This window comes from Nocardia sp. NPDC004582 (assembly GCF_053602115.1).
Genome location: NZ_JBSGCY010000048.1, coordinates 1 through 25,464, shown reverse-complemented (window position 1 = coordinate 25,464; position 25,464 = coordinate 1). Strand labels below are relative to the sequence as shown.

Annotated in this window: 24 protein-coding genes; 10 read left to right on the top strand and 14 right to left on the bottom strand. The window is 68.5% G+C overall.

Translation table 11 applies throughout. The features are described from left to right. Positions 1–78 precede the first annotated feature (78 nt). Positions 79–1,569: an FAD-binding oxidoreductase gene (locus ACWELJ_RS15950; protein WP_452366889.1), complete on the top strand. Its 1,491-nt coding sequence runs from the start codon at positions 79–81 to the stop codon at positions 1,567–1,569. A 3-nt stretch (positions 1,570–1,572) separates the two neighbouring features. Here ACWELJ_RS15950 and ACWELJ_RS15945 read toward each other — a convergent pair whose 3' ends face one another. Continuing rightward, positions 1,573–2,313, bottom strand: coding sequence for a S1 family peptidase (locus ACWELJ_RS15945; protein ID WP_452366888.1), 741 nt, complete (start codon positions 2,311–2,313; stop codon positions 1,573–1,575). A gap of 72 nt (positions 2,314–2,385) precedes the next feature. Between ACWELJ_RS15945 and ACWELJ_RS15940 the strand changes: the two genes are divergently transcribed. The 3 genes from ACWELJ_RS15940 to ACWELJ_RS15930 all read left to right on the top strand — a co-directional run bounded on the left by ACWELJ_RS15940 (position 2,386) and on the right by ACWELJ_RS15930 (position 5,261). Beyond that, positions 2,386–2,901: a pyridoxamine 5'-phosphate oxidase family protein gene (locus ACWELJ_RS15940; protein WP_452366887.1), complete on the top strand. Its 516-nt coding sequence runs from the start codon at positions 2,386–2,388 to the stop codon at positions 2,899–2,901. Positions 2,902–3,015: 114 nt separating this feature from the next. Further along, positions 3,016–3,747: a helix-turn-helix domain-containing protein gene (locus ACWELJ_RS15935; protein WP_452366886.1), complete on the top strand. Its 732-nt coding sequence runs from the start codon at positions 3,016–3,018 to the stop codon at positions 3,745–3,747. A 62-nt stretch (positions 3,748–3,809) separates the two neighbouring features. After that, positions 3,810–5,261: a DUF222 domain-containing protein gene (locus ACWELJ_RS15930; RefSeq protein ID WP_452366885.1), complete on the top strand. Its 1,452-nt coding sequence runs from the start codon at positions 3,810–3,812 to the stop codon at positions 5,259–5,261. Positions 5,262–5,646: 385 nt separating this feature from the next. Here ACWELJ_RS15930 and ACWELJ_RS15925 read toward each other — a convergent pair whose 3' ends face one another. From ACWELJ_RS15925 to ACWELJ_RS15915, 3 genes are read right to left on the bottom strand one after another with little or no spacing between them, the layout of a single operon-like run. Beyond that, positions 5,647–6,039: a VOC family protein gene (locus tag ACWELJ_RS15925; RefSeq protein WP_452366884.1), complete on the bottom strand. Its 393-nt coding sequence runs from the start codon at positions 6,037–6,039 to the stop codon at positions 5,647–5,649. Between the two features lie 51 nt (positions 6,040–6,090). Beyond that, on the bottom strand, positions 6,091–6,900 hold the full coding sequence (locus ACWELJ_RS15920) for a hypothetical protein (RefSeq protein WP_452366883.1): 810 nt from the start codon (positions 6,898–6,900) through the stop codon (positions 6,091–6,093). 22 nt (positions 6,901–6,922) lie between these two features. After that, on the bottom strand, positions 6,923–7,747 hold the full coding sequence (locus tag ACWELJ_RS15915; RefSeq protein ID WP_452366882.1) for a DUF3097 domain-containing protein: 825 nt from the start codon (positions 7,745–7,747) through the stop codon (positions 6,923–6,925). A 183-nt stretch (positions 7,748–7,930) separates the two neighbouring features. Here ACWELJ_RS15915 and ACWELJ_RS15910 point away from each other — a divergent pair, with 183 nt between their 5' ends. Together ACWELJ_RS15910 and ACWELJ_RS15905 are read left to right on the top strand one after the other, a co-directional pair. Then, positions 7,931–8,362 carry an NfeD family protein gene (locus ACWELJ_RS15910; protein ID WP_452366881.1) on the top strand — a complete coding sequence of 144 codons (432 nt, stop codon included), beginning with the start codon at positions 7,931–7,933 and terminating at the stop codon, positions 8,360–8,362. Continuing rightward, complete coding sequence (locus ACWELJ_RS15905) at positions 8,362–9,600, top strand: SPFH domain-containing protein (protein WP_452366880.1); 1,239 nt, start codon at positions 8,362–8,364, stop codon at positions 9,598–9,600. Before ACWELJ_RS15910 ends, ACWELJ_RS15905 begins: the two co-directional genes overlap by 1 nt. Positions 9,601–9,733: 133 nt before the next feature. On the opposite strand, the gene ACWELJ_RS15900 is transcribed toward ACWELJ_RS15905, so the two are convergent. From ACWELJ_RS15900 to ACWELJ_RS15875, 6 genes are all read right to left on the bottom strand, one after another. Further along, on the bottom strand, positions 9,734–10,672 hold the full coding sequence (locus ACWELJ_RS15900) for a TauD/TfdA dioxygenase family protein (RefSeq protein ID WP_452366879.1): 939 nt from the start codon (positions 10,670–10,672) through the stop codon (positions 9,734–9,736). Positions 10,673–10,691: 19 nt separating this feature from the next. Further along, positions 10,692–12,038, bottom strand: a complete 1,347-nt coding sequence (locus ACWELJ_RS15895; RefSeq protein ID WP_452366878.1) for an LLM class flavin-dependent oxidoreductase — start codon at positions 12,036–12,038, stop codon at positions 10,692–10,694. Between the two features lie 40 nt (positions 12,039–12,078). Then, positions 12,079–12,945 (bottom strand): ABC transporter permease, encoded by an 867-nt coding sequence (locus ACWELJ_RS15890; RefSeq protein WP_452366877.1) that lies wholly within the window; start codon positions 12,943–12,945, stop codon positions 12,079–12,081. Next, complete coding sequence (locus ACWELJ_RS15885) at positions 12,938–13,774, bottom strand: ABC transporter ATP-binding protein (RefSeq protein ID WP_452366876.1); 837 nt, start codon at positions 13,772–13,774, stop codon at positions 12,938–12,940. The genes ACWELJ_RS15890 and ACWELJ_RS15885 overlap by 8 nt, the downstream gene beginning before the upstream one ends. Further along, positions 13,771–14,850, bottom strand: a complete 1,080-nt coding sequence (locus ACWELJ_RS15880) for an ABC transporter substrate-binding protein (protein WP_452366875.1) — start codon at positions 14,848–14,850, stop codon at positions 13,771–13,773. Before ACWELJ_RS15880 ends, ACWELJ_RS15885 begins: the two co-directional genes overlap by 4 nt. A gap of 166 nt (positions 14,851–15,016) precedes the next feature. Then, positions 15,017–15,763 carry an IclR family transcriptional regulator gene (locus tag ACWELJ_RS15875; protein WP_452366874.1) on the bottom strand — a complete coding sequence of 249 codons (747 nt, stop codon included), beginning with the start codon at positions 15,761–15,763 and terminating at the stop codon, positions 15,017–15,019. 468 nt (positions 15,764–16,231) lie between these two features. Here ACWELJ_RS15875 and ACWELJ_RS15870 point away from each other — a divergent pair, with 468 nt between their 5' ends. Next, complete coding sequence (locus ACWELJ_RS15870) at positions 16,232–16,573, top strand: transglycosylase family protein (protein WP_357276906.1); 342 nt, start codon at positions 16,232–16,234, stop codon at positions 16,571–16,573. Positions 16,574–16,652: 79 nt separating this feature from the next. Here ACWELJ_RS15870 and ACWELJ_RS15865 read toward each other — a convergent pair whose 3' ends face one another. The 3 genes from ACWELJ_RS15865 to ACWELJ_RS15855 are packed head-to-tail and all read right to left on the bottom strand — an operon-like array spanning position 16,653 to position 19,392. Beyond that, a complete protein-coding gene (locus ACWELJ_RS15865) occupies positions 16,653–17,450 on the bottom strand; it encodes an ABC transporter ATP-binding protein (protein WP_452366873.1) in 798 nt (265 codons plus the stop codon). Next, on the bottom strand, positions 17,447–18,523 hold the full coding sequence (locus ACWELJ_RS15860) for a taurine ABC transporter substrate-binding protein (protein ID WP_452366872.1): 1,077 nt from the start codon (positions 18,521–18,523) through the stop codon (positions 17,447–17,449). The genes ACWELJ_RS15865 and ACWELJ_RS15860 overlap by 4 nt, the downstream gene beginning before the upstream one ends. Beyond that, the gene (locus tag ACWELJ_RS15855; protein ID WP_452366871.1) at positions 18,520–19,392 is read right to left on the bottom strand and encodes an ABC transporter permease; all 873 of its coding nucleotides are present in this window, start codon (positions 19,390–19,392) and stop codon (positions 18,520–18,522) included. The genes ACWELJ_RS15860 and ACWELJ_RS15855 overlap by 4 nt, the downstream gene beginning before the upstream one ends. A 474-nt stretch (positions 19,393–19,866) precedes the next feature. On the opposite strand from ACWELJ_RS15855, the gene ACWELJ_RS15850 reads away from it, so the two are divergent. Beyond that, a complete protein-coding gene (locus ACWELJ_RS15850; RefSeq protein ID WP_452366870.1) occupies positions 19,867–20,496 on the top strand; it encodes a TetR/AcrR family transcriptional regulator in 630 nt (209 codons plus the stop codon). Positions 20,497–20,535: 39 nt separating this feature from the next. Here the strand turns inward: ACWELJ_RS15850 and ACWELJ_RS15845 are convergent, their stop codons facing one another. Next, complete coding sequence (locus tag ACWELJ_RS15845) at positions 20,536–21,231, bottom strand: TVP38/TMEM64 family protein (RefSeq protein ID WP_452366869.1); 696 nt, start codon at positions 21,229–21,231, stop codon at positions 20,536–20,538. Between the two features lie 168 nt (positions 21,232–21,399). Between ACWELJ_RS15845 and ACWELJ_RS15840 the strand changes: the two genes are divergently transcribed. Together ACWELJ_RS15840 and scpA are read left to right on the top strand one after the other, a co-directional pair. After that, positions 21,400–23,232: a methylmalonyl-CoA mutase family protein gene (locus ACWELJ_RS15840; protein WP_452366868.1), complete on the top strand. Its 1,833-nt coding sequence runs from the start codon at positions 21,400–21,402 to the stop codon at positions 23,230–23,232. Between the two features lie 2 nt (positions 23,233–23,234). Further along, a partial coding sequence (scpA, locus tag ACWELJ_RS15835; protein WP_452366867.1) for a methylmalonyl-CoA mutase occupies positions 23,235–25,464 on the top strand: 2,230 nt, incomplete at its 3' end.

Below are 25,464 nucleotides of genomic sequence, written 5' to 3'. Positions count from 1 at the left end.
CGGGCGGCGATAACGAACCGTTGAATGGTTCGTTCGCGCCCGCGCAGTCGGGCGTGACCTCGGGGGAGGTGCGCCGTCATGGCGATCAATCGTCGAAACCTGTTGCGGGCGACCGCGCTCGGAGTCGGGCTGGCCGGGCTGAGCTCGGTCACCGGTTGCGTACCGGAAGGCCTGCCGCGTGCGGAAACACCTGCGGGGCAGGTCGATTGGGAAGGACTCCGGACCCGTTTGTCCGGAACACTGAAGCTGCCGTCCGATTCCGGTTACGGGACAGCCAAACTGGCTTTCAATCCGGTGTTCGACACCCGCCGTCCGGCGGCGATCGCCCAGGTGACGAGCGCGTCCGATGTGCAGGCGTGTGTGAATGCCGCGGCGAGCGCGAAGATCCCGGTGGCCGCGCGCAGCGGTGGGCACAGCTACGGCGGGTACTCGACACCCGACAACGGCTTGGTCGTCGATCTGGGGTCCATGAGCGGGGTGGAGGTGAAACCCGACGGCACCGCGATCATCGGTGCGGGCGCACGGCTGATGGACGTGTACTCCGCTCTGGCCAAGGCGGGCCGCTGTCTGCCCGCGGGCTCCTGCCCGACGGTCGGGATCGCCGGCCTGACCCTGGGCGGCGGCCTCGGCGTCTTGACCGGCAAGTACGGATTGACCTGTGACAACCTGATCTCGGCGCAGGTGGTCACCGCCGACGGAACCCTGCGCACCGCCTCGGCGACGTCGGAACCCGACCTGTTCTGGGCGCTGCGCGGTGGGGGCGGCGGCAACTTCGGCATCGTCACCTCGTTCACCTTCAAGACCGTCGCGGCACCACGGCTGGCGGTCTTCCAGGTCCGCTTCCCGGCCGGGTCGCTGACCGATGTCCTCGGCGCGTGGCAGACGTTCACGGCCTCCGCGCCCGACGAATTCTGGTCCACCCTGGGTATTTCCGCCGGGAGCCCGCCGACGTGCCGGATCAACGGATGTTATGTCGGGTCGGAGGCCACCATGAACACCCTGCTCGACAAACTGGTCGCGGCCACGAAGACACAACCGTCCAACAGGTATTCCCTCACCAAGGATTACCTTTCGGCCATGATGTATTTCGGTGGCTGCGCGAATTACTCGGTCGAGCAGTGCCGCCCGGATTGGAATGGTGGGGGAGTGCTCGGTCGGGAGTCCTTCACGGCGTCTTCGCGAGTGCTGACGAAACCGCTGGCGGACCCGAGCAAGTTGACCGCCTTGCTGACCGGTCGCAGTGGAATGGATGTTCTGCTCGACAGTATGTCCGGCGCGCCGGCGCGAATCGGAGCGAAGGACACGGCTTTTCCCTATCGAGGCGCAGTGGCCACCGCCCAGATCTACGTCGGTGCCACCACACCCGAGGCGCGAACCGCGGTGAATGAAGTGCGAGACGGTCTCGGCGTCTTGACCGGCAATACGGCCTTCGTCAATTACATCGACCCCGGACTATCCAACTGGGCGACCGCCTATTACGGCGACAACGCGTCCCGGTTACGCGGAATCGCCAAACACTACGACCCCGCCGGTGTGTTCGCGTTCGAGCAGTCGGCCGCGAAGGTCTGACCGTCAGAACGGTGCGGGCAGGCGCGTGTAGACGGTCGGGTAACCGGCCCGCGCGGTCCCGCGCGCCCAGGAGGTGATGCCGACCAGCTGCCCGTCGATGAGCAGCGGCCCGCCACTGTCGAATTCGCCGGTGTCGGCATCGGTGGAACCGGCGCACACCATGTCGGCGGCGTCGAAGGCGCCCGGATAGGCGGCGGCGCAGTCGGCGTCGGACACCATCGGGACGGAGGCCTGCCGCAGCACGGTGTTGGCGATGTCGGCCTCGCTGGTCCCGCCCCAGCCGAGCACGCTGCCGGTGCTGCCGTGGGGTGTGGCGATCGGGACGGTCGGCCGGGACTGCGGGTGCGCGAGCGTCAGGATCGCGAGGTCGTGGTGGTAGACATCGACGCCGTCGACGGTGTCGCTGCGAAAGTCGGGGTGCAGGCGGACGTCGGTGACACTGACGGTCGTTCCGTCACGTGAGGTGAGGTCGCTGCGGTCGAAGGTGACGGTGAGCGCCTGCGGCAGCAGCTGCGCGAGTTGCACGCAGTGCGCGGCGGTGAGCACCCGGTCCGGTGCGATGAGCGCGCCGCCGCAGAACTGGCCCGAGGCGCGCGGGAAGAACAGTGGTGTGCCGACCGTGGCCAGCCAGGGATGATCACCGGCCTGGACCTCGGTGCCGCCGACCACGGCATGGGCGGGGGCGGGCACTGCGCAGCCGATGAGCGCCGCGGCGAGGACGGCGAGCCGGCGGGAGTACGACATCGGGCCATTCAAACAGAAGGAGCCGGATTTCGGTGGACGGATTTGTCGGACCCTGCGCGTACGGTCGCGGATATGACGTCATGGAACGAGTTCGCCACGGCCGCACCTCGCATCTCGGGAATCTTCATCCGTCGTCACGCCGCCACCGGCAACCTCTGCATGCTTGCCACCCTGCGCAAAGACGGCTCACCGCGCATCAGCCCCCTGGAACCGCGCATCTTCGAGGGTGAGCTGTGGCTGGTGGGCATGCCGGGCACCACCAAGTTCGCCGATCTGGCCCGCGACCCGCGCTTCTGCCTGCACACGGCGACCGTCGACACCCAGGTCAGCGACGGCGACGTGAAGGTTTTCGGCACGGTGCGCGACGTGCAGGATCCGGCGCTGCAGCGGCGCTGGGCGGAAGACCTCTTCGCCGAAAGCGGATTCGACCTGCGCGGACGCAAGTTCGAGCCGTTCTACGCGGTGGAACTGACCGGGGCGTCGTCGGTGGAGATCGTCGACGGGCGCATGGAAGTGACGGTGTGGAAGCCGGGGCAGGATGAGCACGTGGTCGAAGTCTCCGACAGCGCCGACCCGGCGACGGCATAACGTGCAATATTGCACTGTGTGCCAAACGACATCTCGTGCAACTGTGCACGAGCTGCCGAACAGTGCTGAGTTTCAGCGTATTTCGAGGTCAGCGCCTGGTCGGGTGCGCACGTCGTGACGACTGTCCATGCCTCGCAAGGCTACCGGGAGCGACCGTCGATCGTCGACGGCGCGGTGATCTGGTGTCGCGGCGGCATCTCGGACACCGATCCGCCGGTGCTGCCGGACGGTTGCATGGACCTGCTGTGGATCGACGGTCGACTGTCGGTGGCGGGACCGGACACTCGGGCCTATATGCCGGAGCCGGGCTTCGCCGAGCGGATCGCGGGTATCCGCTTCTACCCGGGGACGGCTCCGGCGCTACTCGGAGTTCCCGCGTACGAACTCCGCGACGCCAGGGCTGATCTCGCCGAGTTGTGGTCACCCGCCGATCTGCGCACCGCATCGGAGCTCATCGCACGAGCATCGAGTCCGGCCGTCGGGCTGGAGGTAGTAGCTCGCTGGCGCGCGGGCCGAGCCGATCCGATCGATCCGGTGGTGCGATTCCTTGTGGCATCGCTACGGTCGGGCAGCTCGGTCGCGGCTATCGCTGAAGAGTTGGGCACGGGGCCGCGTCGGTTGCATCGAATATCGCTTGCGGCGTTCGGGTATGGGCCGAAGACGCTGGGGCGGGTGCTGAGAATGCAGCGGGCGTTGGCATTGGCGCGTGGTGGAATGGGGCTTGCGGACGTAGCGGTCGCTTCGGGGTATGCGGATCAGGCGCATTTGACGCGTGATGTTCGAGAGTTCTCGGGGATGTCGCCGATGAAGTTGCTGGGGTGGAATTTGGAAGCGCGGTCGTTCTGAATATTGTTATATCACTTCGTGATTCGACTGTGGGTGGGTTGAATTGGCGATAGAATTGGGGCATGAATTCGGTGGGGGTGACACTCGAGGACTGCGGTATCGCTGAACTGGCGGCCGTGGTCTCGACCCTGAACGAAACCATTCAGGGTGGGAAGATGACCGACTTCTCCGATGAGGATGTTGTGTCGTTGATGCGGCAGCTCGAGACCTGCAAGCGTCAATTGGCTGCCCTGGATACGCGTTTGATCATCGAAGCGGGAGAACGGTCGCTGCATTCGCGTAGTGGGGCGGGGAAGATGGTGCCGTTCCTGCGGCACACCTTGGGCCTGTCGCGGTATGACGCGTCGGTGCGGGTGAAGATCACCCACCACTGCGGCGAATTCGTGCAACAGACCGGACACGTCGCTCCGCCGGTATTGCCGGTGACCGCCGAAGCGTTTGCGGCTGGGGACATTTCCCGCGATCACGTGCGTCACATCATGGACGTCATGAACCACCTGCCCGTGGACGTGCCTACCGAAGCGCGGGCCGAGGCCGAGCAGATCCTGGTCGACTACTCGCGCAACGGGTGGCCCGATGACCTGTTGAAGATCGGGCGCGACATCCTCGCGCGCCTGGATCCGGACGGGAAGGTTGTCTCCGATGCCGACCGTCGTCGCCGTCGCGGGATCACGGTGTGCCGCCCGGGCGTGGACGGCATGTCGCGCATCGAAGGGTGGATCACCCCGGAACTGCGGGCGTGCCTGGACGCAGTGTTCGCCAAGCTGGCTCGGCCGGGCATGTGCAACGTCGAAGACCCCGAAAGCCCAACCGCCACCGGCCGGTTCATCGCCGACAGTGTTCTCGACGCCGCCGCGCGGCGCGACTGTCGCGATGCCGGGCAGCGCACCCACGATGCGCTGCTGGCGTTGGTCCAGCCGGGTGTGAACATGCGGACCCTGGGCATGCACCGTGGACTGCCCGTCGAGGTGGTGCTCACGATGAGCCTGACCGACCTGGAGAACGGCACCGGCGTCGCCACCACCGGCTCGGGCACTCAGATCTCCATTAATGAAGCGTTGAAGATGGCCGAGGGCACTAAGCCGGTGATCGCGGTCCTCGACGGCGACGGAATGCCGCTCTACCTGCGGCGTTCCCGCCGCACCGCCAACCGCGCCCAACGATTGGCCCTGTTGGCCAGAGACAAAGGCTGCACCCGACCGGGCTGTGAACAACCCGCCAATATGTGCGCCGCGCACCACGTCAATGATTGGGCCAAGGGCGGACCCACCGACATCAACAACCTCACACTCGCGTGCGACCACTGCCACGCGTTGATCAACGACGGCCCCGACGGCTGGAAAACCGTTGTGATGGGTAAAGACTCGCCCTATGCGGGCCGCACTGGGTGGATTGCGCCGAAGAGTCTTGACCCTACCGGCACCCCACAAGTGAACGAGCGCCATCACGTCGGGCAGGCGATCGCCGCTGCCATCGATTCCAGCTGCCGAACGTGGCGCTCACGGGCAGCATGACACCCAGCCGCTCGTGCGCTGCTGGCGTGCGCAAAACAACATGGAGTGTGGTCGCGTCGCCTGCCCTGCCGGACTGGGGCTGACGCCGGGCTGGGATCCGTTTCCCGCCGATCCCAGCCCACGGACTGCACGCATCACCTTCTCGAGACAAGAACCCGAAAGAACTTCGAGGCAACGACCCAACTCGGACCCAAGCCCGCCTGCTGCCCTTCTCTCACACCGGGAGGATTCACGGCCGAACCTCGAGGCAGCTGGAAGGCGAGGCGGCCTCGTAAACTCAGCCGCCCTCTCTTCCTTCTCCAGGCGTCTTTTATCTCTTCCTTCTTTTATCTCTTCTTCTTTGGCTTTCCGCTCTTCGGCTTTCCGCTCTTCACACTCGGGCGTCTCACCCCAATGCCGCGTACAGATCCACCCCGTGCCCATCGGGGTCGAGCACCGTCGCATACCTCTGCCCCCAGAACGCATCGAACGGCTTCAACTCCGCCCGATACCCAGCCCCAACCAACTCCTCGAACTTCGCATCCACCCCACCCGGCGACCCGCAGTCGCAAGCCAGCCCGATCCGCCCCGCCCCCGGCACCGCCACCCAATCCGGCCGAAACGACCGAACCGTCTCCTCGGTATCGAGCATCAGCTTCACACCCCCACCCAGATCCGCGTCGACATGCGGCTCCTTCTCCGCCCCGTCCGCGAACTCCACCCCCAACCGCCGATAGAACTCCAGCGATGCCCCCATATCGGCAACCACGATCCCGATCACGTTCAGACGAATTCCCATGCCCGAACCCTAGGCGCGGGCCACCCTGATTCTCTTGAACGAATCGGACAGTCAGCGAGCGTGAACGGCAGCCAATCGAGCCGCGCGAATCGCGTTCCACAGCGGCCGCAACAACGCCTCCTGAGCCGCCACCGCGGTCGCCGAGGTCGGTGCGGACGCCGGTTCCCGCTCGGCGACGGTCAGGATCGCCGCGACCTGATCGGCGGTGTCGAGAATCCGCCGCGCCCGCAGCGGCATCGAATCCGGATACTTGTGCCGGGAATGCCCGGCCAGCTCGGCTTCCACCAGATCCCGCGGTGCGACGCCGCCCGACCCGACCCGCGTGGTGTGCATCTGCTGCAACGCGTCCGCCGCATCGCGCACGGCTTCCCGCATGGTGTATTCGGCCTCGCCCAACGGCATCTCCGGCGCGAGGCTCAATGGGATGGGCGTGGAGTACACCCGCCATTGCAACGCGTCGTCATCGGTCCACACCGGTACGAGCCCGGTCCCGGTGGTCCCGGGCGCGCCGACGAGGATGCCTTCCTCGGCTTCGGTTGCGGCGGCCGCGAATTCGGTGCCGACGGGCATGCCCCGCACGTCCCCGGGGATCGGAAGCACCAGCCGAACCTGCGCTTCGGGCCCGTTGTACGCCTCGCGAATAATCTTGAGCAGCACCATGATTCCCGCTCCGGCCACCGCCGTGGGGTCTTCGTCGGATGCCCACGGCAGCCCGGTGTGCCCACCGGTGACAGGGTCTCCGGCGGCCACGGTCTGCTGCGGGGCCCAAGCGCGCAGTTCGTCGAGCACATCGTCGGGGGCGCTACGACCTGCCAGCCAGGAACCGGCCCAGACCGTGAGCGAGGCGCTTGGGGAACTCATGTATTCGAGGATAACTGGCGGGCTACTCCTGCTCGGTGACGAAATCGATCAGTCGTTCGACCGCACCGATGAGGGGGGTTTCCAGATCGCGGTAGGAGTTGACGGCGTTGTAGACGCGCCGCCACCCGTCCTGCGGGGTGCCCCAGCCGAGGCGCCCGCAAATGCCGGTCTTCCAGTCCTCGCCTCGGGGTACGTCCGGCCAGGCGGGGATGCCCACGGCTCGGGGCCGGACGGCCTGCCACACGTCGATGTAGGGGTGGCCGGTGACGAGGACGTGCGGGCCGAGGCCCTGGGTGAGGCCCGATTCCTTGGAGCCGGTGACCAGGTGGTCGACCAGGACGCCGACGCGGTGGTTCGGGCCGGGCTGGAATTCGGCGAGCTTCGCGCCGAGGTGGTCGAGGCCTTCGAGTTGTTCGACGACCACGCCTTCGACGCGGAGGTCGTGGCCCCACACGCGTTCGACGAGGGCGGCGTCGTGGATGCCTTCGACCCAGATGCGGCTGGCGCGCGCGACGCGCGCTTTCAGGCCTTCGACGCGGGTGGATCCGGAGGCGGATCGGGTGGGTTTCGCGGGTGCGGTGGCGGTCGGCTTCACCAGGGTCACCGGCCGGCCGTCGATCAGGAAGGCGGCTTCCCGCAGGGCGAACAGGCGGACTCGTCCGGCGCGGTCCTCGAGTTTGACGAACTCGCCGTCGTAGCTGCGGTCGAAACCGACTACGGCGCCGCAGAATCCGGTGGCCGCGTCCTCGGCGACCAGGTCGCGTTCGGCGACCACGCGGGGCACCTCCCGCTTCTGTTTCCGTGCGTGCCCGGAGAAGATGTCGCCGTACTTCTGGTGCCCACTCACCGCGTCGAGGTTACCGGCGGCGGGCGGGAATCCCGCTCGCGCCGCGCCCATTCCGGCGGCGGGGGCGGCTGCTGGGCAGGTTGCGCACGGATTCCGGCGATCGGTGTCCGATGTGCCCGGTCGTGGGGCTCGGAGTGATCACGAATATCAGCCGGGCCTCGCAAATACAGTTACTGTTGTGGCGTGGCCGCAATAGTTTGGCTGGTCGCGGGCATCCTGCTCGCGGCGGCCGAGATGCTCACGGGCAGTCTCGTGCTGATCATGCTGGGGGTCGCCGCGCTGATCACCGCGGGCGTGAACGCGCTCACGGGGGCCCCGGTGCTGGTGGACGCGGTCGTGTTCGGTGTCACCTCGATCGCGCTGTTGGTGCTGGTGCGCCCATTCCTGTTGCGGCGCTACGCGATTCCGCCGCCGCATCAGACGGGGGTGGACGCCCTGCCCGGTAAGACCGCCAAGGTGCTCGAAACGGTCGATGAGCATGGCGGTCGCGTGAAGCTCGGCGGAGAAGTGTGGAGTGCGCGTCCGTATAACGCCGAGGAGACCTACCCGGTCGGTTCGACCGTGTTCGTCATGAGGATCGACGGCGCGCACGCCGTCGTCATGAAAGGGCCGTGATGGCTGTACTGATAGTCGCCGTCGTACTCATTCTTCTGGTCGTGGTGGTGGTCTTCAAGTCGGTGGCGCTGGTGCCGCAGGCCGAGGCCGCCGTGATCGAACGGCTGGGCCGCTATTCGCGGACCGTGTCCGGGCAGCTGACCTTCCTGGTGCCGTTCGCGGACCGCGTCCGCGCCAAGGTGGACCTCCGCGAGCGGGTGGTGTCCTTCCCGCCGCAGCCGGTCATCACCAAGGACAACCTGACCGTGCAGATCGACTCGGTGGTGTACTTCCAGGTCACCAGCCCGCAAGCCGCCGTCTACGAGATCTCCAATTACATTGCCGCCGTTGAGCAGTTGACGATCACCACGCTGCGCAACGTGGTCGGCGGCATGACCCTCGAGGAAACCCTCACCTCCCGCGACCAGATCAACGGTGAACTGCGCGGCGTCCTCGACGAGGCCACCGGCCGCTGGGGCCTGCGGGTCTCGCGCGTGGAACTCAAGGCGATCGATCCGCCGCCGTCGATTCAGGAATCGATGGAGAAGCAGATGAAGGCCGACCGCGAGAAGCGCGCCATCATCCTCACCGCCGAAGGTCAGCGCGAGGCGTCGATCAAGACGGCCGAGGGCCAGAAGCAGGCGCAGATCCTCGCGGCCGAGGGCTCCAAACAGTCGATGATCCTGTCCGCCGAAGGTGAGCGGCAGTCCCGCATCCTGCGTGCCCAAGGTGAACGGGCGGCCGCGTACCTGCAGGCGCAGGGCCAGGCCAAGGCCATCGAGAAGGTGTTCGCCGCGATCAAGAACGGCAAACCCACCCCCGAGCTGCTGGCCTACCAGTACATGCAGACCCTGCCGCAGGTCGCCAAGGGTGACGCCAACAAGGTGTGGCTGGTGCCGAGCGACTTCGGCAAGGCTTTGGAAGGCTTCGCGCGTGGCTTCGGCAAGCAGGGCGAGGACGGCGTCTTCCGTTATGAGCCCGCCCCCGACGGTGCCGAGCCGGCCACCGAGGACGACTCCGACGAGGTCGCCGACTGGTTCGACACGGCCACCGACCCGGCCACCCAGCAGGCCGTGCGCGCCGCGGAGGCCGACGCCCGCACCCCGGTCGAGCCGATGAGCCTGCCGCCGACGGTCGCACCGCAGCAGCTGCCGCACACCCAGCGTCCGACGCCGCCCGTACAGCCGCAGTACCGGCAGGAACCGCCCGATCAGCGCTGGCAGAACCCGCCGCAGCCGCCGCGCCCGCAGGGACGTTGATCCCTCGAGTTCCCGGACGCGATAGCTGGCGGACGCGATAGCCGCCGGACGCGATATCGATTGACGCGAGATTGATTGAGGCCCTCCCGGCACCGCCGGGAGGGCCTCAATAGTCAGTTCGCCGAACCGTCAGTCAGTTCGCCGAACCGTCGAAGCGTTCGCCCGAGATCGACCGCGACTGCTCGCCGTCGACGCCCACGGGCACCTCCCCTTCGAGGGTCGTGCGGTACAGCACCCGGGTCACGTCGAGATGGTCGAGATCGCTGGGCGCCAGGTGCGCGGTGGCGCGGTTGTCCCAGAACGCGACACTGCCCTTCTCCCACCGGAATCGGACCGTGTACGCGGGGTCGGCGATCTCGGCGTACAGCAGCTCGAGCAGCGCGTCGCTCTGCCGCGGGGTCAATCCGATGATGCGGGTGGTGAAGCCGGGGTTCACGAACAGCACGCGTTCCCCGGTGACCGGGTGTACCCGGACCACCGGATGCTCGGTGACCAGCGGCGCCGCCGCGACGCGCTTGGCGTAGTCGCTGTCGGCGTCCCACACGGGCAGCTTGCCGCCGAACCGGTGCTCGGCGCGCAGGCCGTCGAGGAGCGTTTTGAGCGAATCCGGCAGTCCCGCATAGGCGGCCGCCAGATTGGTCCACTGGGTGTCGCCACCGCGCTCGGGTGCGATCTCGGCGCGCAGCAGGGAGGCGGCGGGCGGGTTGATCAGTGGCGAGATATCGGTGTGCCACTGATTGGTGTAGCTGAATTTCTTCTTCCCGAACCGCTTTTCGTAGAGCCGGCTGTCGACGGCCAGGATCTCGGGGTGCTCGGTGGGCGCGTCGTCGTCGTAGGGATGCGAGGGCGTGACCGCGCCGAAGCGGCGTGAGAACGCGATCTGCTCGGCGTGCCCGATGTGCTGATCGCGGAAGAACAGCACCTTGTATTCGTGCAGGGCCGCGGTCAGGACCGCGATCTGCTCGTCGGTGAAGTCGTCGCGCAGGTCGATGCCGCTGATCTCGGCGCCGATGTGCCCGGCGACGGGCGTGATCTGGAAGGTGCCGACGGGGTGCTCGGTGACGGTGGTCATGAGGGTTTCCTTTCGGTGCTCAGGCGGTGGCCTGGGTGCGGACGGGAGTGAACTGGCTTTCCACCGGGGCGAGCCCGTAGTGGCCGCGCAGGGTGGTGGCGGTGTACTCGGTGCGGAACAGGCCGCGCTGCTGCAGGATCGGCACCACCTGGTCGACGAAGTCCTCGAGCCCGCCGGGCAGGTACGGCGGCATGATGTTGAAGCCGTCGGCCGCGCCCTGCTCGAACCAGGTCTGCAGGTCGTCGGCGATCTGTTCGGGTGTGCCGGCGAGGGTGCGGTGGCCGCGGCCGCCGCCGAGCTTGCCGATGAGCTGGCGGACGGTCAGCTCCTCCTTCTCGGCGAGCTCCTTGACGAGGGTGAATCTGCTCTTGCCGCCTTCGATCTCGCTTTCGGGTGGCAGCGGCGGCAGCGGCGCGTCGAGGGCGTGCTCGGTGAGGTCGACGCCCAGCAGCGCCGACAACTGCCGCAGCGCGTAGTCGGGAGAGATGAGGTCGGTGAATTCCTGTTCCAGCGCTCGCGCTTCGGCCTCGGTGGCGGCGATGAACGGCACCAGACCGGGCAGCACCTTCAGGTCGTCGGCGGAACGACCGTACTTGGGTAGCCGGGCCTTCAGGTCCCGGTAGAACGCTTGCCCTTCGGCGAGGGTGCGTTGGGCGGTGAACACGGCCTCGGCGTGGCGGGCCGCGAATTCCTTTCCGCTCTCCGAGGATCCGGCCTGCACGAGCAGCGGCCGACCCTGCGGGCTGCGCGGGGAGTTCAGCGGCCCGCGGACCCGGAATCGTTCGCCGCGGTAGTCGAGGGTGTGCACTTTGTCCGGGTCGGCGAAGACGCCGGTCTCCGGGTCCAGCACGATCGCGTCGGATTCCCAGCTGTCCCACAGCTGGACCGCCAGATCGACGAACTCCTCGGCCCGCTCGTAGCGGCGGGCGTGTTCGGGGATGGCGTCGAAGCCGAAGTTGAACGCCTCGTCCTCGCTGCCGGAGGTGACGATGTTCCATCCGGCCCGCCCACCGCTGATGTGGTCCAGGGAGGCGAATTTGCGGGCCAGATTGAAGGGTTCGTTGTAGCTGGTCGAGGCGGTGGCGATGAGGCCCACATGCGCGGTGGCGGTGGCGATGGCCGCGAGCAGGGTGACCGGTTCGAAGACGGCGAGCGCGTTGCGTTTGACGCGCGGCCCCACGGCGAGTCCGTCGGCGAAGAACACCGAGTCGAGTTTGCCGCGTTCGGCGATGCGCCCGAGCTCCTGGAAGTGCCCGACCTCGAGCACCTGGTGTTCGCGGGTGCGGGGATGCCGCCAGGCGGCCTCGTGGTGGCCGACGCCCATGAGGAAGGCGTTGAGATGGAAGGTCTTGCGGGGGTTGGACATAGGGGAGTGATCCTTCGATGGTTTCAGGGGGTGGCGGCGGCTAGCGGTGCGCGCGCCACCGGGACAGCCGCCGCTCGATGGCCACGAGCACGCCGTTGTAGACGAGTCCGACCACGGCGATGGCGACGATCCCGGCGTACATGTCCGGAATCTGGAAGTTCTGCTGCGCGGCGGTGATCAGGTATCCGAGTCCGGCGCGCGCCCCGAACATCTCCGCGGCGATGAGCACCAGGATCGAGCCCGAGGCCGCCATCCGGATACCGGTGAAGATGGACGGCACGGCCGCGGGCAGGATCACCTTCTGGAACAGCCGCAGCGGTGAGAAGCCGAGTGAGACGGCCGATTTCACGAGCAGCGGGTCCACGGTTCGCACGCCGCTGATGGTGTTGAGCAGGATCGGGAAGAAGGCCGCGTACACCACCAGCGCGATCTTCGAGGTCTCGCCGATGCCGAGGATCAGGATGAACACCGGCAGCAGGGCGAGGGCCGCGGTATTGCGGAACAGTTCCAGCACCGGGCTCAGGAACTCCGCGACCGGCCGGTACCAGGCGATCGCCACACCGACCGGGATCGCCGCCACGAGTGCGATGGCGAAGCCGATGAGCGAGCGGGTCAGGCTGGTGGACACGTGCTCCCACAGCTGACCGTTGCGGATCAGCTCCTGCCCTGCCCCGACGACCGTGGAGAACGGCGGCAGGAAGACCTCGTCCACGAGTCCCAGTCGCGGCGCGGCCTCCCACACCGCGAGGAACGCCGCGATCACCACGGCCGGTTTGCCGATCCGCCAGCCGATGCGGGCGATCCCCGGCAGGACCGAGGCGGCGCGGTTCGGTCGCGGTGTCGCGTGATCGGCGGTGCGCGTCGGGATCTCGACGGGTGCGTCGACCAGGTGCACAGCGCTAGACATGGGGATTCCTCCGATCGGCGGTGAGCGCGGCCTGCTCGAGGTCCCGAGCTCGCGCGACCTCGTCATGCAGTAGCGTCCACACGTGGTGGCGCAGTTCGCGGAACCGCTCGCTGGAACGGACATCCGGGTCGGCCGCCCGGTCGAGGTCGATGTCGACCACGGCCTTGATCCGCCCGGGCCGTGAGGTCAGCACCGCGACCCGCTGCCCCAGGTAGACGGCCTCGTCGATGCCGTGGGTGATGAACAGCACCGTCTTGCCGGTGGCCCGCCAGATCCGTAACAGCTCGTCCTGCAACGACTCCCGGGTCTGGGCGTCGAGCGCGGCGAACGGTTCGTCCATCAGCAGCACTTCGGGATCGAACGCGAGGCTGCGGGCGATGGCGACGCGCTGCTTCATGCCGCCGGACAGTTCGTGCGGGTAACGGTTGCCGAATCCGGCCAGTCCGACCAGTTCCAGATAGTGCTCGGCGATTCCCTTGCGGGCGCGGCGGGGAATGCCCTTGGCCTCCAACCCGAATTCGATGTTGGCCCGGGCCGTACGCCAGGGCAGCAGCGCGTACTGCTGGAATACGATGCCGCGATCGAGGCCGGGGCCGGTGACGGGCGCTCCGTCGAGCAGGATCTGCCCGGCGGTCGGGCGGTCCAGTCCGCCGAGCAGATCCAGCAGCGTGGATTTGCCCGAACCGCTGGGCCCGACCAGGACCAGGAACTCGCCGTCGCGAACATCGACGGAGATGTCGGAGAGCGCGGTGAGCGGTTCCCGTTCGCCCCGGATCGGGAACTCCTTGCGAACCCCGGACAGAGCCAGTTTGACGGCGGCGGTGCTCATTTCGACACCGCCTCGCCGCTCGGGCCGCCGGTCGCCGGGTACTTCCCGTTGGCGTACGGATTGTCCTTGTTGGTGTAGAGGTCCTTGGCGGCGAGCTTGCCCGCGGGCAGTTCGCCGTTGCGCACCAGCCAGTCGATCCAGATCTGCAGCTCCCGCTCGGCGACCACGCCGCCGGGGACCGGGATGCCGGAGCTCTTGTAGTACTGCAGCAGCGAGGTGTTCTCGTTGCGCCCGCGCTTGTGGATGATGTCGGCGAACCGGGCCACCACCTCGTCGCGCGGGGTCACCTGCAGCCAGCGGGTGGCGCGCGCGGTGCCCTGCACGAAGTCGGCCACCGCGTCGCCGTGCGACTTCAGGTAGTCGTTGCGGAAAACATAGGTGCCGTAATCGAACTGGCCGAACAGATCCTTGTCGGTGTACAGCGGATGGATGCCGCCGCGCCCGAGGGCGGTGTCGCGGAAGACGCCGCCGAGCGCGGCCACGTCGATCTGCCCGTTGCGTAGCGCGTCCTCGGTATTGGCCGGTGGCAGCACGATGAGCTGCACCTGCTTGATCTCGGCGTCGCTGAGCCCTTGATCGTGCAGCCATTGGCGGGTGATGAATTCGTGGTGCGCGCCCAGGGTGTTGACGCCGACCTTCTTGCCGATGAGGTCGCGCGCGGAGGTGATGCGGGAGTCGTCGCGCACGAAGTAGCCGGTGAAGTTCAGTTCGTCCGCCCCGTAGGAGCTGAGGACCGAGGTGACCGGTGCGCCGCCGGCGATGAGTTTGATGACCGCGCCGTTGAACGCGCTGCCGAATTCCACCTGCTTGGTGGCGGCGGCCTGGATATTGGCGGGACCGCTGGTGGTGTCGCCCTCCCAGTGCAGGTCGATCTTGGTGAAGTAGCCCAGGTCGGCCGCGAGCTCGAAGGCCGAGACCTGGCCGGTGCTGCCCTGATAGCGGAGGACGGTCCTACCGTCGGCGGTCGTGCCCGCATCGGTCTTGGCGCAGCCGGTGAGCAGGACCGCCGCGCTGGTGACCGCGATCGCGGCGGCGACCGCGCGCCGCACCCGCACGGGGCGGAGAGAGAAGGCCATGAGGAAGTCTTTCGGTGAATGTGTCCGTCGCGGAATGGGTTTCGTGGCGGGGACGACAACAGAGCCGCATGGGGATTCCTCTTCGGGGGCGGGGACGGTCGGTCGGAGTGCTCACATGCTGCGATGGCCGGGATGCCCCGGCAACCGCCATTTCACGATGTGGAAATCAGTGTGAGCGAAATTCGGCGACGGAAAGCATTGCGTCGCCGGTGTTTTGGAACAGTGGTGCGATCCGCCCGGCCGCGATGCGCATGGCCGGGACGACGGCCCGGATCAACTCGCCGTCCAGGCGCGCCGAGCGGGCCTGCACCGCCAGCGCACCCCGCACCTGCCGATGCGGCCCGACGATCGGGACGGCGAGCGCGCGGATCGGATCCTCGGTCTCGATGAGCTCGCTGGCGAACCCCCGGTGCCGGACCCGGTCGAGGTCGACATCGGCCGCCGCCCGGGTGGCGGAGTAGGCGAGCAACGCGTGACCCGTCGCGCTGGCGTGCAGCGACTGCCGGGCTCGCGGCACCTGATGGTGGCAGAAGTGCACGGGCGGTCGGGCCTGGAACACCGTCACCGCGTCGTCGGCCTCGGGCACGCTGACGCTGACCGTGATGCGGATGCCCGCCGCCAGCGCGTAGAGGTGCGGCGCGATCGAGTCCAGGCCGAGGCGGGCCAGGGCCGGCCGGGCCAGCGTGGCCAGTCCCTGCCCGACCCGATACCGGTCGGTGGCCGGATCCTGCTCGAGCAACCCGCCCCGGACCAGCGCCTGGGCCAGCCGGTGCGTAGTGCTGACCGGCAGCGCGGCCCGCTGGGCCAGTTCACTCAGCGACAGCTCGGGATCGTCGCCCTCGAGGCAGTTCAGGACGTGGATCGCGCGGTCGACCGCGCGGGCTCCGGACCGGGGTTCATCGATGGCGGCCATGGTTCCTCCTGGGGGACCCGAAACGACGTTCCAGGAACTATCCCTAGGGCTCTGACCTGGGGCAACGGTTGCGCGCAGCACGATCCGAGCCGGTCGCGGCAGGTTTTCGCGCGCGCATCGTTTTGTGTCGCGTTTGTATTACGCGATCGGCGTCACCTTTTACGCGTGACCTCGCTCACAAATTATCGGTTGAATTCCAGAATTGTCATTCCCCGACACTCCGCGACGAACTGCGTAAACCGCATAAAGTACGGTCGCAATCGTTTCGTCAACTGCTCGTGATCGATACGTGATTTGCGGAGATCTTTCCGTTACCGTCGCTAGCGGCTCGGAGAAACCCGGGCTCCAGCTCGAATCGACGAACACCGGCAACTCCGTCCCGCGATTCGAGAGCAACCGATACCCCTGGGGACGGGGACCCGCAGCGAGCAGCACGGGCCGGTGGGAGCGGGGCGAGGAAACAAACTTATGCATCGCAACCGGAAGCTCACCACCCGCACTCGTATCGCCGCCGCCACCGCGGCCGTGGGCGCGCTCGTGTCCGTCCCGTTCGCGCTGTCGACGGCGACCGCCTCGGCCGCCTCGGGCAACTGGGATGCTGTCGCGCAGTGCGAGAGCAGTGGCAACTGGGCCGCCAACACCGGCAACGGTTTCTACGGCGGCCTGCAGTTCACCCAGAGCACCTGGAACGCCTACGGTGGCGCGGGCAGCGCCGCCAACGCCAGCCGTGAGGAGCAGATCCGCGTCGCGGAGAACGTGCTCGCCGGCCAGGGCCGGGGCGCCTGGCCCGTGTGCGGCGCCTACCTGTAATAGGCGTTCCGCTCACCCGGAATTTGCGATGGCCCGTGCCGCGATGATGCGGCACGGGCCATTGTCGTATTTCGAGGAATCACGCGTGGGCTTCGTAGATCGCCTGCGCCAATTCGATCTTGAGGGCTTGGAATTCAGGCGTCGCGGTGACAGCTAACTCCCGGACACCGTCGTCGTCATCGCCGGGCAGGGTGATGGCGCGGTCCACGATGACCCGTCCCGGCCGGGCGCTCATGACCAGGACCCGAGTGGACAGGAATACCGCCTCCTCCACCGAATGGGTCACGAACACAATGGTTTTCCCGGCCGCACGCCACAGCCGCAGCAACTCCACCTGCAACCGCTCGCGGGTGAGCTGATCCAGCGCGCCGAACGGCTCGTCCATGAGGATGATGCGCGGATCGTTGGCGAGCACCCGCGCGATCTGCGCCCGCTGCTGCATGCCGCCGGACAGTTCGTAGGGCCGCTTCCCGCCGACGTCGGCGAGCCCGACGAGTTCGAGCAGCCGGTCCGCCGCGACCCGCCGCGTCTTCTTGTCCACGCCGCGACATTTCGGTCCGAACTCGACATTGCCGCGGACGGTGAGCCACGGGTACAGGGTGGGCGACTGGAAGACGACCCCGCGGTCGGGGCTCGGGCCGTCGACGCGGTCCCGGCCGACCAGCAGGGTGCCGGTGCTGGGCTCGAGGAACCCGCCGAGCAGCCGCAGCAGCGTGGTCTTGCCGCATCCGGACGGCCCGACGATGCTCACGAACTCGCCGGGCTCGATGACCAGATCGGTGGGGGACAGTGCGACGGTGCTGCCCGTCGGGGTGTCATAGGTCTTGGAGACCTCGGTCAGCACCACCCGGTCGCGCTGGTCGAGCGCCGCGGTCATTTCGCGCTGACCTTGGTGGCCGCGCCCGCGTCGACCGCTCCGGCATACGCCTCGGGCGCCGCCAGGCCCTGGATCTCACCCTGGCTCAGCAGGAAGTCGGCCGAGGACTTCAGGTCCGCGCCCAGCTGCTTGCCCAGATAGGCCGGACCGGCCTGGGTGGCGGCGTCGAGGTAGCCGTACTCGCCGAGCTGCTTGCGGATGTCGGCGACCGGAACGCCGAGTTGCGCGGCGATATGGGTGGCGGCACTGTCGGGCGCGGAGTTGATGAGATTGACCGCCCAGTTCTGCGCGGCGGTCCACACCTCGAGGAAGCGCGGGTTGGCCGTGACGAAGTCGCTGCGCGCGCCCGCCAGGTCATAGGTGGGTTTGCCCGCCTTGGCGGTCTCGGCGGCGGTGGTGACCACGTGCCCGTTCTTCACCAGTTCCGACAGCGTCGGCTCCCAGATGAACGCCGCGTCGATATCGCCGCCACGCCAGGCCGCGGCGATGGCGTCGGGCTGCATGTTCACCAGCGTCACGTCCCGCTCGATTCCGGCGGCGGTGAGCGCCGCGAGCAGGCTGTAGTGCGAGGTGCTGGCGAACGGCACCGCGACCTTCTTGCCGCGCAGGCCCGCCACCGAGGTGATGGCCGGGTCCTTCACGACGAGCGATTCGGCCGCGCCGATCACGTCGTGCACCCACACCGCCTTCATGCCGATGTGCAGCGGCGCGGACAGCGCCCGGGCGGCGGCCGCGCTGCCGAGCAGACCCAGATCCAGGGAGTTCGATCCGAACGCCTGGATGACGGTGGCGCCGGAGGCGAACTTGGACCAGGTGATGGTGGCCTTGGGCAGGCAGGTCTCGAGCAGTCCGGCGTCCTTCACGATCAGGTCCCCGTTGGGGATCTCCTGGTAGCCGAGTCGCACCGTCCCGGTGAAGGTTTCGTCGACGGCGACCGGGCACGCCACCTTCTCCCCGCCGCCGCGGGACTGGTCGGTGCGCCCGGATTGGACGCACGCGGTCAGGGAGGCGGTGAGCAGCCCGGCGACCGCCAGGGCCGCGGCTGTGCGTACTGAACGGGCAACGCGTTTCATGCTTGGCCTTTCCACGGCACGACCAGCGCGCCGATCCGACTGATGACCGCGTCGAGCGTGAGCGCGGTGAGACCGATGACGATGATGCAGGCCATGGTCAGCGCGGTGTTGAGCTGCTGACCGGCCAGGAAGGCGAGCCCGCCGATGCCGGGGATGCCGTTGTTCAGCTCGGCCGCGACCACGGTGGTCCAGGCGAATCCGACGGCGACCCGGATCCCGCCGATGACCTCGGGCAGGGTGGCGGGCAGTAGCACCCGGGTGACGACCTGCAGCCGGTTCGCGCCCAGCGCGCGGGCGGCATGGACGCGGTCGGCCGAAACCTGGTGCACGCCCGTCATGGTCGCGATCACGATGGGCGGGAAGGCGGCCAGGAACAGCAGCCAGATCTTGGAGGTGTCGCCGATGCCGAACCACACGATGAGCAGTCCGATGTAGCCCAGCGGCGGCAGGGTGCGCACGAAGTTGAGGTAGGGCCCGACGACGGTGGCCAGGGTCCGGGAGGTGCCGAGCGCGAAACCGGCTATGGGACCGAGGATCACGGCCGCGCCCGCGCCCGCGGCGATGCGCTGCAGGCTGGCCAGCAGATGCTCCCACAGGAAGTAGTTCTGTTCGCCGGGCACCTCGCGGGGGACTCCGGGCGCGAGCTGATGCCAGCTGTTGGCGCGCACGAAGGCGTCCCATACGGCGTGCGGGCCCGGCAGGAATTGCGGGTCGACGAGCCGCGCGGCGGCGACCGCCCACCACAGGGCCAGGAATCCGGCCAGGGAGGCCGCGCGCACGGCGAGGCCGCGAATCGGTCCGGCGGGCAGCGCGATTCGGGCACGGTCGGCGGGTGCGGTCGCGGGGCCGGTCGCGCCGAGACTGATCATGTGGGTGTTCCGGGCACGTGGTGGGGACTCACGCGGGTGCGCCTCTCTCTCCGTCGGGTGGGCCTGCGGTGCCGGGGTGAGACCGAAACCGTCCGGCCCGATCCTGTCGGGGCGGCAGCGCGCCGAACAGGGCCAGGATCAGCGTGATTCTGAAACCGGGTCCGTCAACGGCCCGGGTTCCGCGTGCTACCCGATCACGCCGACGTGGGTCCGTACGCGCCAATCCCGGTGTGCGGCTTGCCCGCGCAGGGGTGCGGGCACCACGTTGATCAGTGGTATCGGCGGGCCGCCGGGTGCGGGCGCGGCGACCGACCATGGAATGCCGGGGACGGTGGGGCGGAGGGGACCCCACCGTTCTCGCGCGGAGCGCTACCGGTGGCCGGTGGACTGTCAGCAGGTGGGGGCAGGTTGGTAGCGTGGTCGCAGGAAAACGATCGGTCGATCGGATGTACGTGGAGCCTGGAGGACAGTGTCGTGACGGCCGTACGGCGGACTCAGGCCCAGCGGCGCGCCGAGACGCGAGAGGCGCTGATCGAGGCCGCTATTCGGGCGATCGTCGAGAAGGGCTACGTCAAGCTCACGGTCAATGAGGTGTGCCGGCGCGCCGGGGTCTCGCACGGCGGATTGTTCGGGCGGTTCGACTCGCTGTTCGACCTGGTCGCCGCGGCCGCGGCGGAGGTCGGCCGCCGTCAGATCGAGCGTTTCCGCGCGAATGTCGCCGAGCTGCCCGACCCGCGCGACGTCGACGCGGTGCTGTCGATCTGGCTCGACGCCGCCCGCGACCCCATCAATACGGTGTGGCTGGAGCTGACCATCGCGGCCCGCACCGATGCGCAACTGCGCGAACACCTCTCGGTGGTCCGCGACGAGTACGCCGCGGCCATGCTCGCGGGCGGCGGCCTGCCCGCCGCTCGTGGACTCACGCCCGAGCAGAATCTGGCCCTGGGCTCGATCGTGGTGTTCTGCTTCGACGGCTTCGCCATCCACACCGGCACCTTCCCGCAGCCGGAGCTGGACGCCATGCGGCTGGCGGCCCTGACCATCATGGTCCGGCAGTACCTGGACGCCCACCTCGGTTCCGACCGGGCCGCGGCGCGGGACTGATTCCGGTCACGGGTGTCCGGTGATCCGACTCCGGGCAGTTCAGCCGTCGGCCCGCTCGACCGTCATCCGGGCGTCCACGACCAGGCCGATCACGCCCACCGCCAGGCATGCGACGGTGACGATGATCTGGGCGGGGGAGGTCCGGTTGGTGAGCGCGTCACCGAGCAGCACGGTCCCCACCGTGCCCGGGATGATGCCGAGGAACGTGGCCGCGAGGTACGGCGTGAACCGGATGGAAGACAGTGCCGCGCAATAGTTCACGATCGAGAACGGCGCGAAGGCGATGAGCCGCAACGATCCGATGGCCAGCCAGCCCCGCCGGGCGAGCCGGGCGTCGACCGCCTGCACGGAGGGATGGGTGAGCCGGGCCCGGACCCGTTCGTGATCGAGTGCCCGCACCAGCCACAACGCCAGCACCGCGCTCAGGGTGGTGGCGGTGACGGCGAGCGTCAGGCCTTCGGTCGACCCGAAGAGCATGCCCGCGCTGAGCGTGAATATCGTTCGGGGGAACGGGGCCACGCACACCAGCGTGTGCACGGCGAAGAACACCAGCGGCAGCGTGGGCCCGACCGAGTCGGCCCACTGGCGGATCTGCTGGGGTGCCGGATGCGGCGCGAAGGCCGCGAGCGCGAAGAGGAGTCCGCAGCCGATCAGCAAGGCCAGGGTGCGGGGTTGGCGAAGGCGGCTGAGCAGCCCGGATACGCGCTCGAGCGGGGAGCTCACGGTTGTTGGCACCGCGCCAGGTTACCCGCTGGTAGCGAGACTCCGGAGACGGCAATCCCGGGGGTGCCGCTAGCATCAGGGGAAAGACGAGGAATGCTCGTTAACCAAAGTGACCGTTGATCTGCGCGAATGCCAGTTCTGCGGTCATCCGGTCAGGGAGTGGAAGAAGGACACGCAGCTATGCCGATTGCTTCCGACTCGGACACCGATCCGGTGCCCGAGTATGCCGCCTGGCGCAAGGGTGTCGCCGGGGTGCTGGCGAAGGCCCGCAAGGTGGATGCGAGCGAACTGCCGGCCGAGCCGGAGCAGCTGCTCGCGGTCACGACCTATGACGGTCTGACGGTCAACCCGCTCTACACGCGTCGTGACGAACTGCCCGAGCAGCCGCTGCCCGGGCAGTTCCCCTACGTGCGCGGTGGCGACGCCACCCGCGACGTGCACCGCGGCTGGTTCGTGAGCCAGAAGTTCGCCGGTCAGGACGCCAAGGCCGTCAACGCCGACATCCTGTTCGCGCTCGACAACGGCGTGAGCGCCGTGCAGCTGGGCGTCGCCGAGCGCGGCGTCCCCGTCGAGGGTCTGGCCACCGCGCTGCGGGGGCTGCTGTTCGAGCTGGCCCCGCTCACCCTGGACGCCGGCCCGGCCGCCAATGAGGCCGCCGCGCAGCTGTTCTCGGTGCTGGACGCCTACGCGGCCGCCAATGTGGCGACGCTGACCGACCGCGCCGACATCCGCGTCTCGCTGGGCGCGACCCCGCTGACGAGCCTGTTCGCGGGCACCTCGGCCATCGACCTGGACGGCGCGGTCGCGCTGGCCCAGCAGGCGGTGGGCCGCCCGGAGACCATCCGCGCGATCACGGTGTGCGGAATCGCCTTCCACAACGCGGGCGCCTCCGACGCGCAGGAGCTGGGCGCGGCCGTGGCCGCGGGCCTCGAGTACCTGCGCTCGCTCACCGACGCGGGCGCCGACATCGTGGACGCGCTGGGACAGCTGGAGTTCCGCTTCGCCGCCACCGACGACCAGTTCGAGACGGTCGCGAAGTTCCGTGCCGCCCGCAAGCTCTGGGCCCGCGTGGCCCACGTGTGCGGCGCCCCGTCCGCCGGTAACGCGCCGCAGCAGGCCGTGACCTCCGCGGCCATGATGAGCCAGCGTGACCCGTGGGTGAACATGCTGCGCACCACGCTCGCCGCGTTCGGCGCGGGCGTCGGCGGCGCCGACATCGTCACCGTGCTGCCCTTCGACGCCGCCCTGCCCGCCGGGGAACTCGAGGTGTCGCAGGCGTTCTCCGAGCGCATGGCCCGCAACACCCAGCTGCTGCTGCTCGAGGAGTCCCGCCTCGGCCACGTGCAGGACCCGGGCGCGGGCTCTTGGTACGTGGAGTCGCTGACCGATGAGCTCGCCGCCAAGGCGTGGGAGTTCATGCAGGAGATCGAGGCGGCCGGCGGTTACCTGGCCGCGCTGCAGGCGGGTCTGCTGGCCGAGCGCATCGGCGAGACCAAGGCGCAGCGCGATTCCGATGTGGCGCACCGCAAGACGGCCGTCACCGGTGTCAACGAATTCCCGAACCTGGGCGAGAAGCCGCTGTCGGACGCCGCGCGCGCCGACGCCGGTTTCCGCTACGGCGCCGCCTTCGAGGCGCTGCGCAACCGTTCCGACGCCTACCTGGCCGCCCACGGCGCGCGGCCGCGGGTGCGGCTGGTTCCGCTGGGCCCGGTGTCGGAGAACAATGTTCGTGTCACCTTCTCCACCAACCTGCTCGCCTCCGGCGGCATCGAGGCGGTCACCGAGGCCGGTCCGTCGATCGCGGTGCTGTGTGGTTCGGACAAGCGGTACGGCACCGACGCCGCCGCGGCGGTGGAGGAATTGCGGGCGGCCGGTGTGACCACCGTGCTGCTGGCCGGACCCGAGAAGGCGGTCGCGGACCTGACCGGCGCCCAGCGCCCCGACGGTTTCGTGACCGCGCGCATGGATGCGGTGGCGGCTCTGTCCGGTCTGCTGGAGAAGCTGGGAGCGTAGAGATGACCGATATCAAGCACCGGATCGGCAATTTCGCCGAAGTACCGCTGACCGCGGGCGACACCGCCCCCGCCGAGGTCAGCGCCGCGCAGGTCGAGGAGTTCGTCAAGACCGCCGCGACCGCCAATCACTATGCGCCCGAACAGCTCACCTGGTCGACCCCCGAGGGCATCGACGTGCCGCCGGTGTTCACCAAGGCCGACCGGGACGCCATCGTCGCCGAGGGCTACCCGCTCGACAGCGTGCCGGGCATCTCGCCGTTCGTGCGCGGTCCGTACCCGACCATGTACGTGAACCAGCCGTGGACCATCCGTCAGTACGCGGGCTTCTCCACCGCGGCGGACTCCAACGCCTTCTACCGCCGCAACCTGCAGGCCGGCCAGAAGGGCCTGTCGGTCGCCTTCGACCTGGCGACCCACCGTGGCTACGACTCCGACCACCCGCGCGTCACCGGTGACGTCGGTATGGCCGGTGTCGCCATCGACTCCATCCTGGACATGCGGGAACTGTTCGATCACATTCCGCTGGACCAGGTGTCGGTGTCGATGACCATGAACGGCGCGGTGCTGCCGATCCTGGCGCTCTACGTCGTCGCCGCCGAGGAGCAGGGCGTCGCGCCCGAGCAGCTGGCCGGAACCATTCAGAACGACATTCTGAAGGAGTTCATGGTCCGCAACACCTACATCTACCCGCCCAAGCCCTCGATGCGGATCATCTCCGACATCTTCGCCTACACCTCCGCGAAGATGCCAAAGTTCAACTCGATCTCGATCTCCGGCTACCACATCCAGGAGGCCGGCGCGACCGCCGACCTGGAGCTGGCCTACACCCTCGCCGACGGCGTGGAGTACATCAAGGCCGGTCTGGACGCGGGCATGGAGGTCGACAAGTTCGCACCGCGGCTGTCGTTCTTCTGGGCCATCGGCATGAACTTCTTCATGGAGGTCGCCAAACTCCGTGCGGGCCGGCTGCTCTGGAACGAGCTGGTCGCCAAGTTCGAGCCGAAGAACTCGAAGTCGCTCGCGCTGCGCACGCATTCGCAGACCTCGGGCTGGTCGCTGACCGCGCAGGACGTGTTCAACAATGTCGCGCGCACCTGCGTGGAGGCGATGGCCGCCACCCAGGGCCACACCCAGTCGCTGCACACCAACGCCCTCGACGAGGCGCTCGCGCTGCCGACGGACTTCTCCGCCCGCATCGCCCGCAACACCCAGCTGCTGATCCAGCAGGAGTCCAACACCACCCGTCCGGCCGACCCGTGGGGCGGCTCGTACTACGTGGAGTGGCTGACCCACCAGCTGGCCGAGCGCGCCCGCGCCCACATCGCCGAGATCGAGGCGCACGGCGGTATGGCGCAGGCCATCTCGGAGGGCATTCCGAAGCTGCGCATCGAAGAGGCCGCGGCCCGCACCCAGGCCCGCATCGACACCGGCCAGCAGCCGGTGATCGGCGTCAACAAGTACCTGGTCGAGGAAGACACCCCGATCGAGGTCCTCAAGGTCGAGAACTCGCGCGTGCGCGCCGAGCAGAACGCCAAGCTGGAAAAGCTGCGCGCCGAACGTGATTCGGCCGCGGTTGCCCAGGCACTGGCCGAGCTCACCCGCGCGGCCGCCTCGACCGAGGGCGGCATGGAGAACAACCTGATGGCCCTGGCCATCAACGCCGCGCGTGCCAAGGCCACCGTCGGCGAGATCTCCGATGCCCTGGAGCAGGTCTACGGCCGCCACCAGGCCGAGATCCGTACGCTCTCCGGCGTTTACCGTGAGGAGGCCGGCAAGGTGACCAACATCAGCAAGGCCATCGAACTGGTCGAGGCGTTCGCCGAGGCCGAGGGCCGCCGCCCCCGCATCCTGATCGCCAAGATGGGTCAGGACGGCCACGACCGCGGCCAGAAGGTGATCGCCACCGCCTTCGCCGACCTCGGCATGGACGTCGACGTGGGCCCGCTGTTCCAGACCCCCGAAGAGGTGGCGCAGCAGGCGGCCGACAACGACGTGCACGTCGTCGGCGTCTCGTCGCTGGCCGCGGGCCACCTCACGCTGGTGCCGGCCCTGCGGCAGGCACTGGCCGATGTCGGGCGCCCCGACATCATGGTCACCGTGGGCGGCGTCATCCCGCCCGGTGACTACGACGAGCTGGTGCTGTTCGAACGGCAGCTCGATGCCGAGGCCGATCGAATAGCCGCCCGCCTCCGACGCGCCCCGGTTGGCCGCCTCCATGGCGCCCGGGCCG

Coding starts and splice junctions, on each gene's coding strand:
- ACWELJ_RS15950 (WP_452366889.1), top strand. CDS start 79: ATGGCGATCAATCGTCGAAACCTGTTGCGGGCGACCGCGCTCGGAGTC.
- ACWELJ_RS15945 (WP_452366888.1), bottom strand. CDS start 2,313: ATGTCGTACTCCCGCCGGCTCGCCGTCCTCGCCGCGGCGCTCATCGGC.
- ACWELJ_RS15940 (WP_452366887.1), top strand. CDS start 2,386: ATGACGTCATGGAACGAGTTCGCCACGGCCGCACCTCGCATCTCGGGA.
- ACWELJ_RS15930 (WP_452366885.1), top strand. CDS start 3,810: ATGAATTCGGTGGGGGTGACACTCGAGGACTGCGGTATCGCTGAACTG.
- ACWELJ_RS15925 (WP_452366884.1), bottom strand. CDS start 6,039: ATGGGAATTCGTCTGAACGTGATCGGGATCGTGGTTGCCGATATGGGG.
- ACWELJ_RS15920 (WP_452366883.1), bottom strand. CDS start 6,900: ATGAGTTCCCCAAGCGCCTCGCTCACGGTCTGGGCCGGTTCCTGGCTG.
- ACWELJ_RS15905 (WP_452366880.1), top strand. CDS start 8,362: ATGGCTGTACTGATAGTCGCCGTCGTACTCATTCTTCTGGTCGTGGTG.
- ACWELJ_RS15900 (WP_452366879.1), bottom strand. CDS start 10,672: ATGACCACCGTCACCGAGCACCCCGTCGGCACCTTCCAGATCACGCCC.
- ACWELJ_RS15895 (WP_452366878.1), bottom strand. CDS start 12,038: ATGTCCAACCCCCGCAAGACCTTCCATCTCAACGCCTTCCTCATGGGC.
- ACWELJ_RS15890 (WP_452366877.1), bottom strand. CDS start 12,945: ATGTCTAGCGCTGTGCACCTGGTCGACGCACCCGTCGAGATCCCGACG.
- ACWELJ_RS15885 (WP_452366876.1), bottom strand. CDS start 13,774: ATGAGCACCGCCGCCGTCAAACTGGCTCTGTCCGGGGTTCGCAAGGAG.
- ACWELJ_RS15880 (WP_452366875.1), bottom strand. CDS start 14,850: ATGGCCTTCTCTCTCCGCCCCGTGCGGGTGCGGCGCGCGGTCGCCGCC.
- ACWELJ_RS15875 (WP_452366874.1), bottom strand. CDS start 15,763: ATGGCCGCCATCGATGAACCCCGGTCCGGAGCCCGCGCGGTCGACCGC.
- ACWELJ_RS15870 (WP_357276906.1), top strand. CDS start 16,232: ATGCATCGCAACCGGAAGCTCACCACCCGCACTCGTATCGCCGCCGCC.
- ACWELJ_RS15865 (WP_452366873.1), bottom strand. CDS start 17,450: ATGACCGCGGCGCTCGACCAGCGCGACCGGGTGGTGCTGACCGAGGTC.
- ACWELJ_RS15860 (WP_452366872.1), bottom strand. CDS start 18,523: ATGAAACGCGTTGCCCGTTCAGTACGCACAGCCGCGGCCCTGGCGGTC.
- ACWELJ_RS15855 (WP_452366871.1), bottom strand. CDS start 19,392: ATGATCAGTCTCGGCGCGACCGGCCCCGCGACCGCACCCGCCGACCGT.
- ACWELJ_RS15840 (WP_452366868.1), top strand. CDS start 21,400: ATGCCGATTGCTTCCGACTCGGACACCGATCCGGTGCCCGAGTATGCC.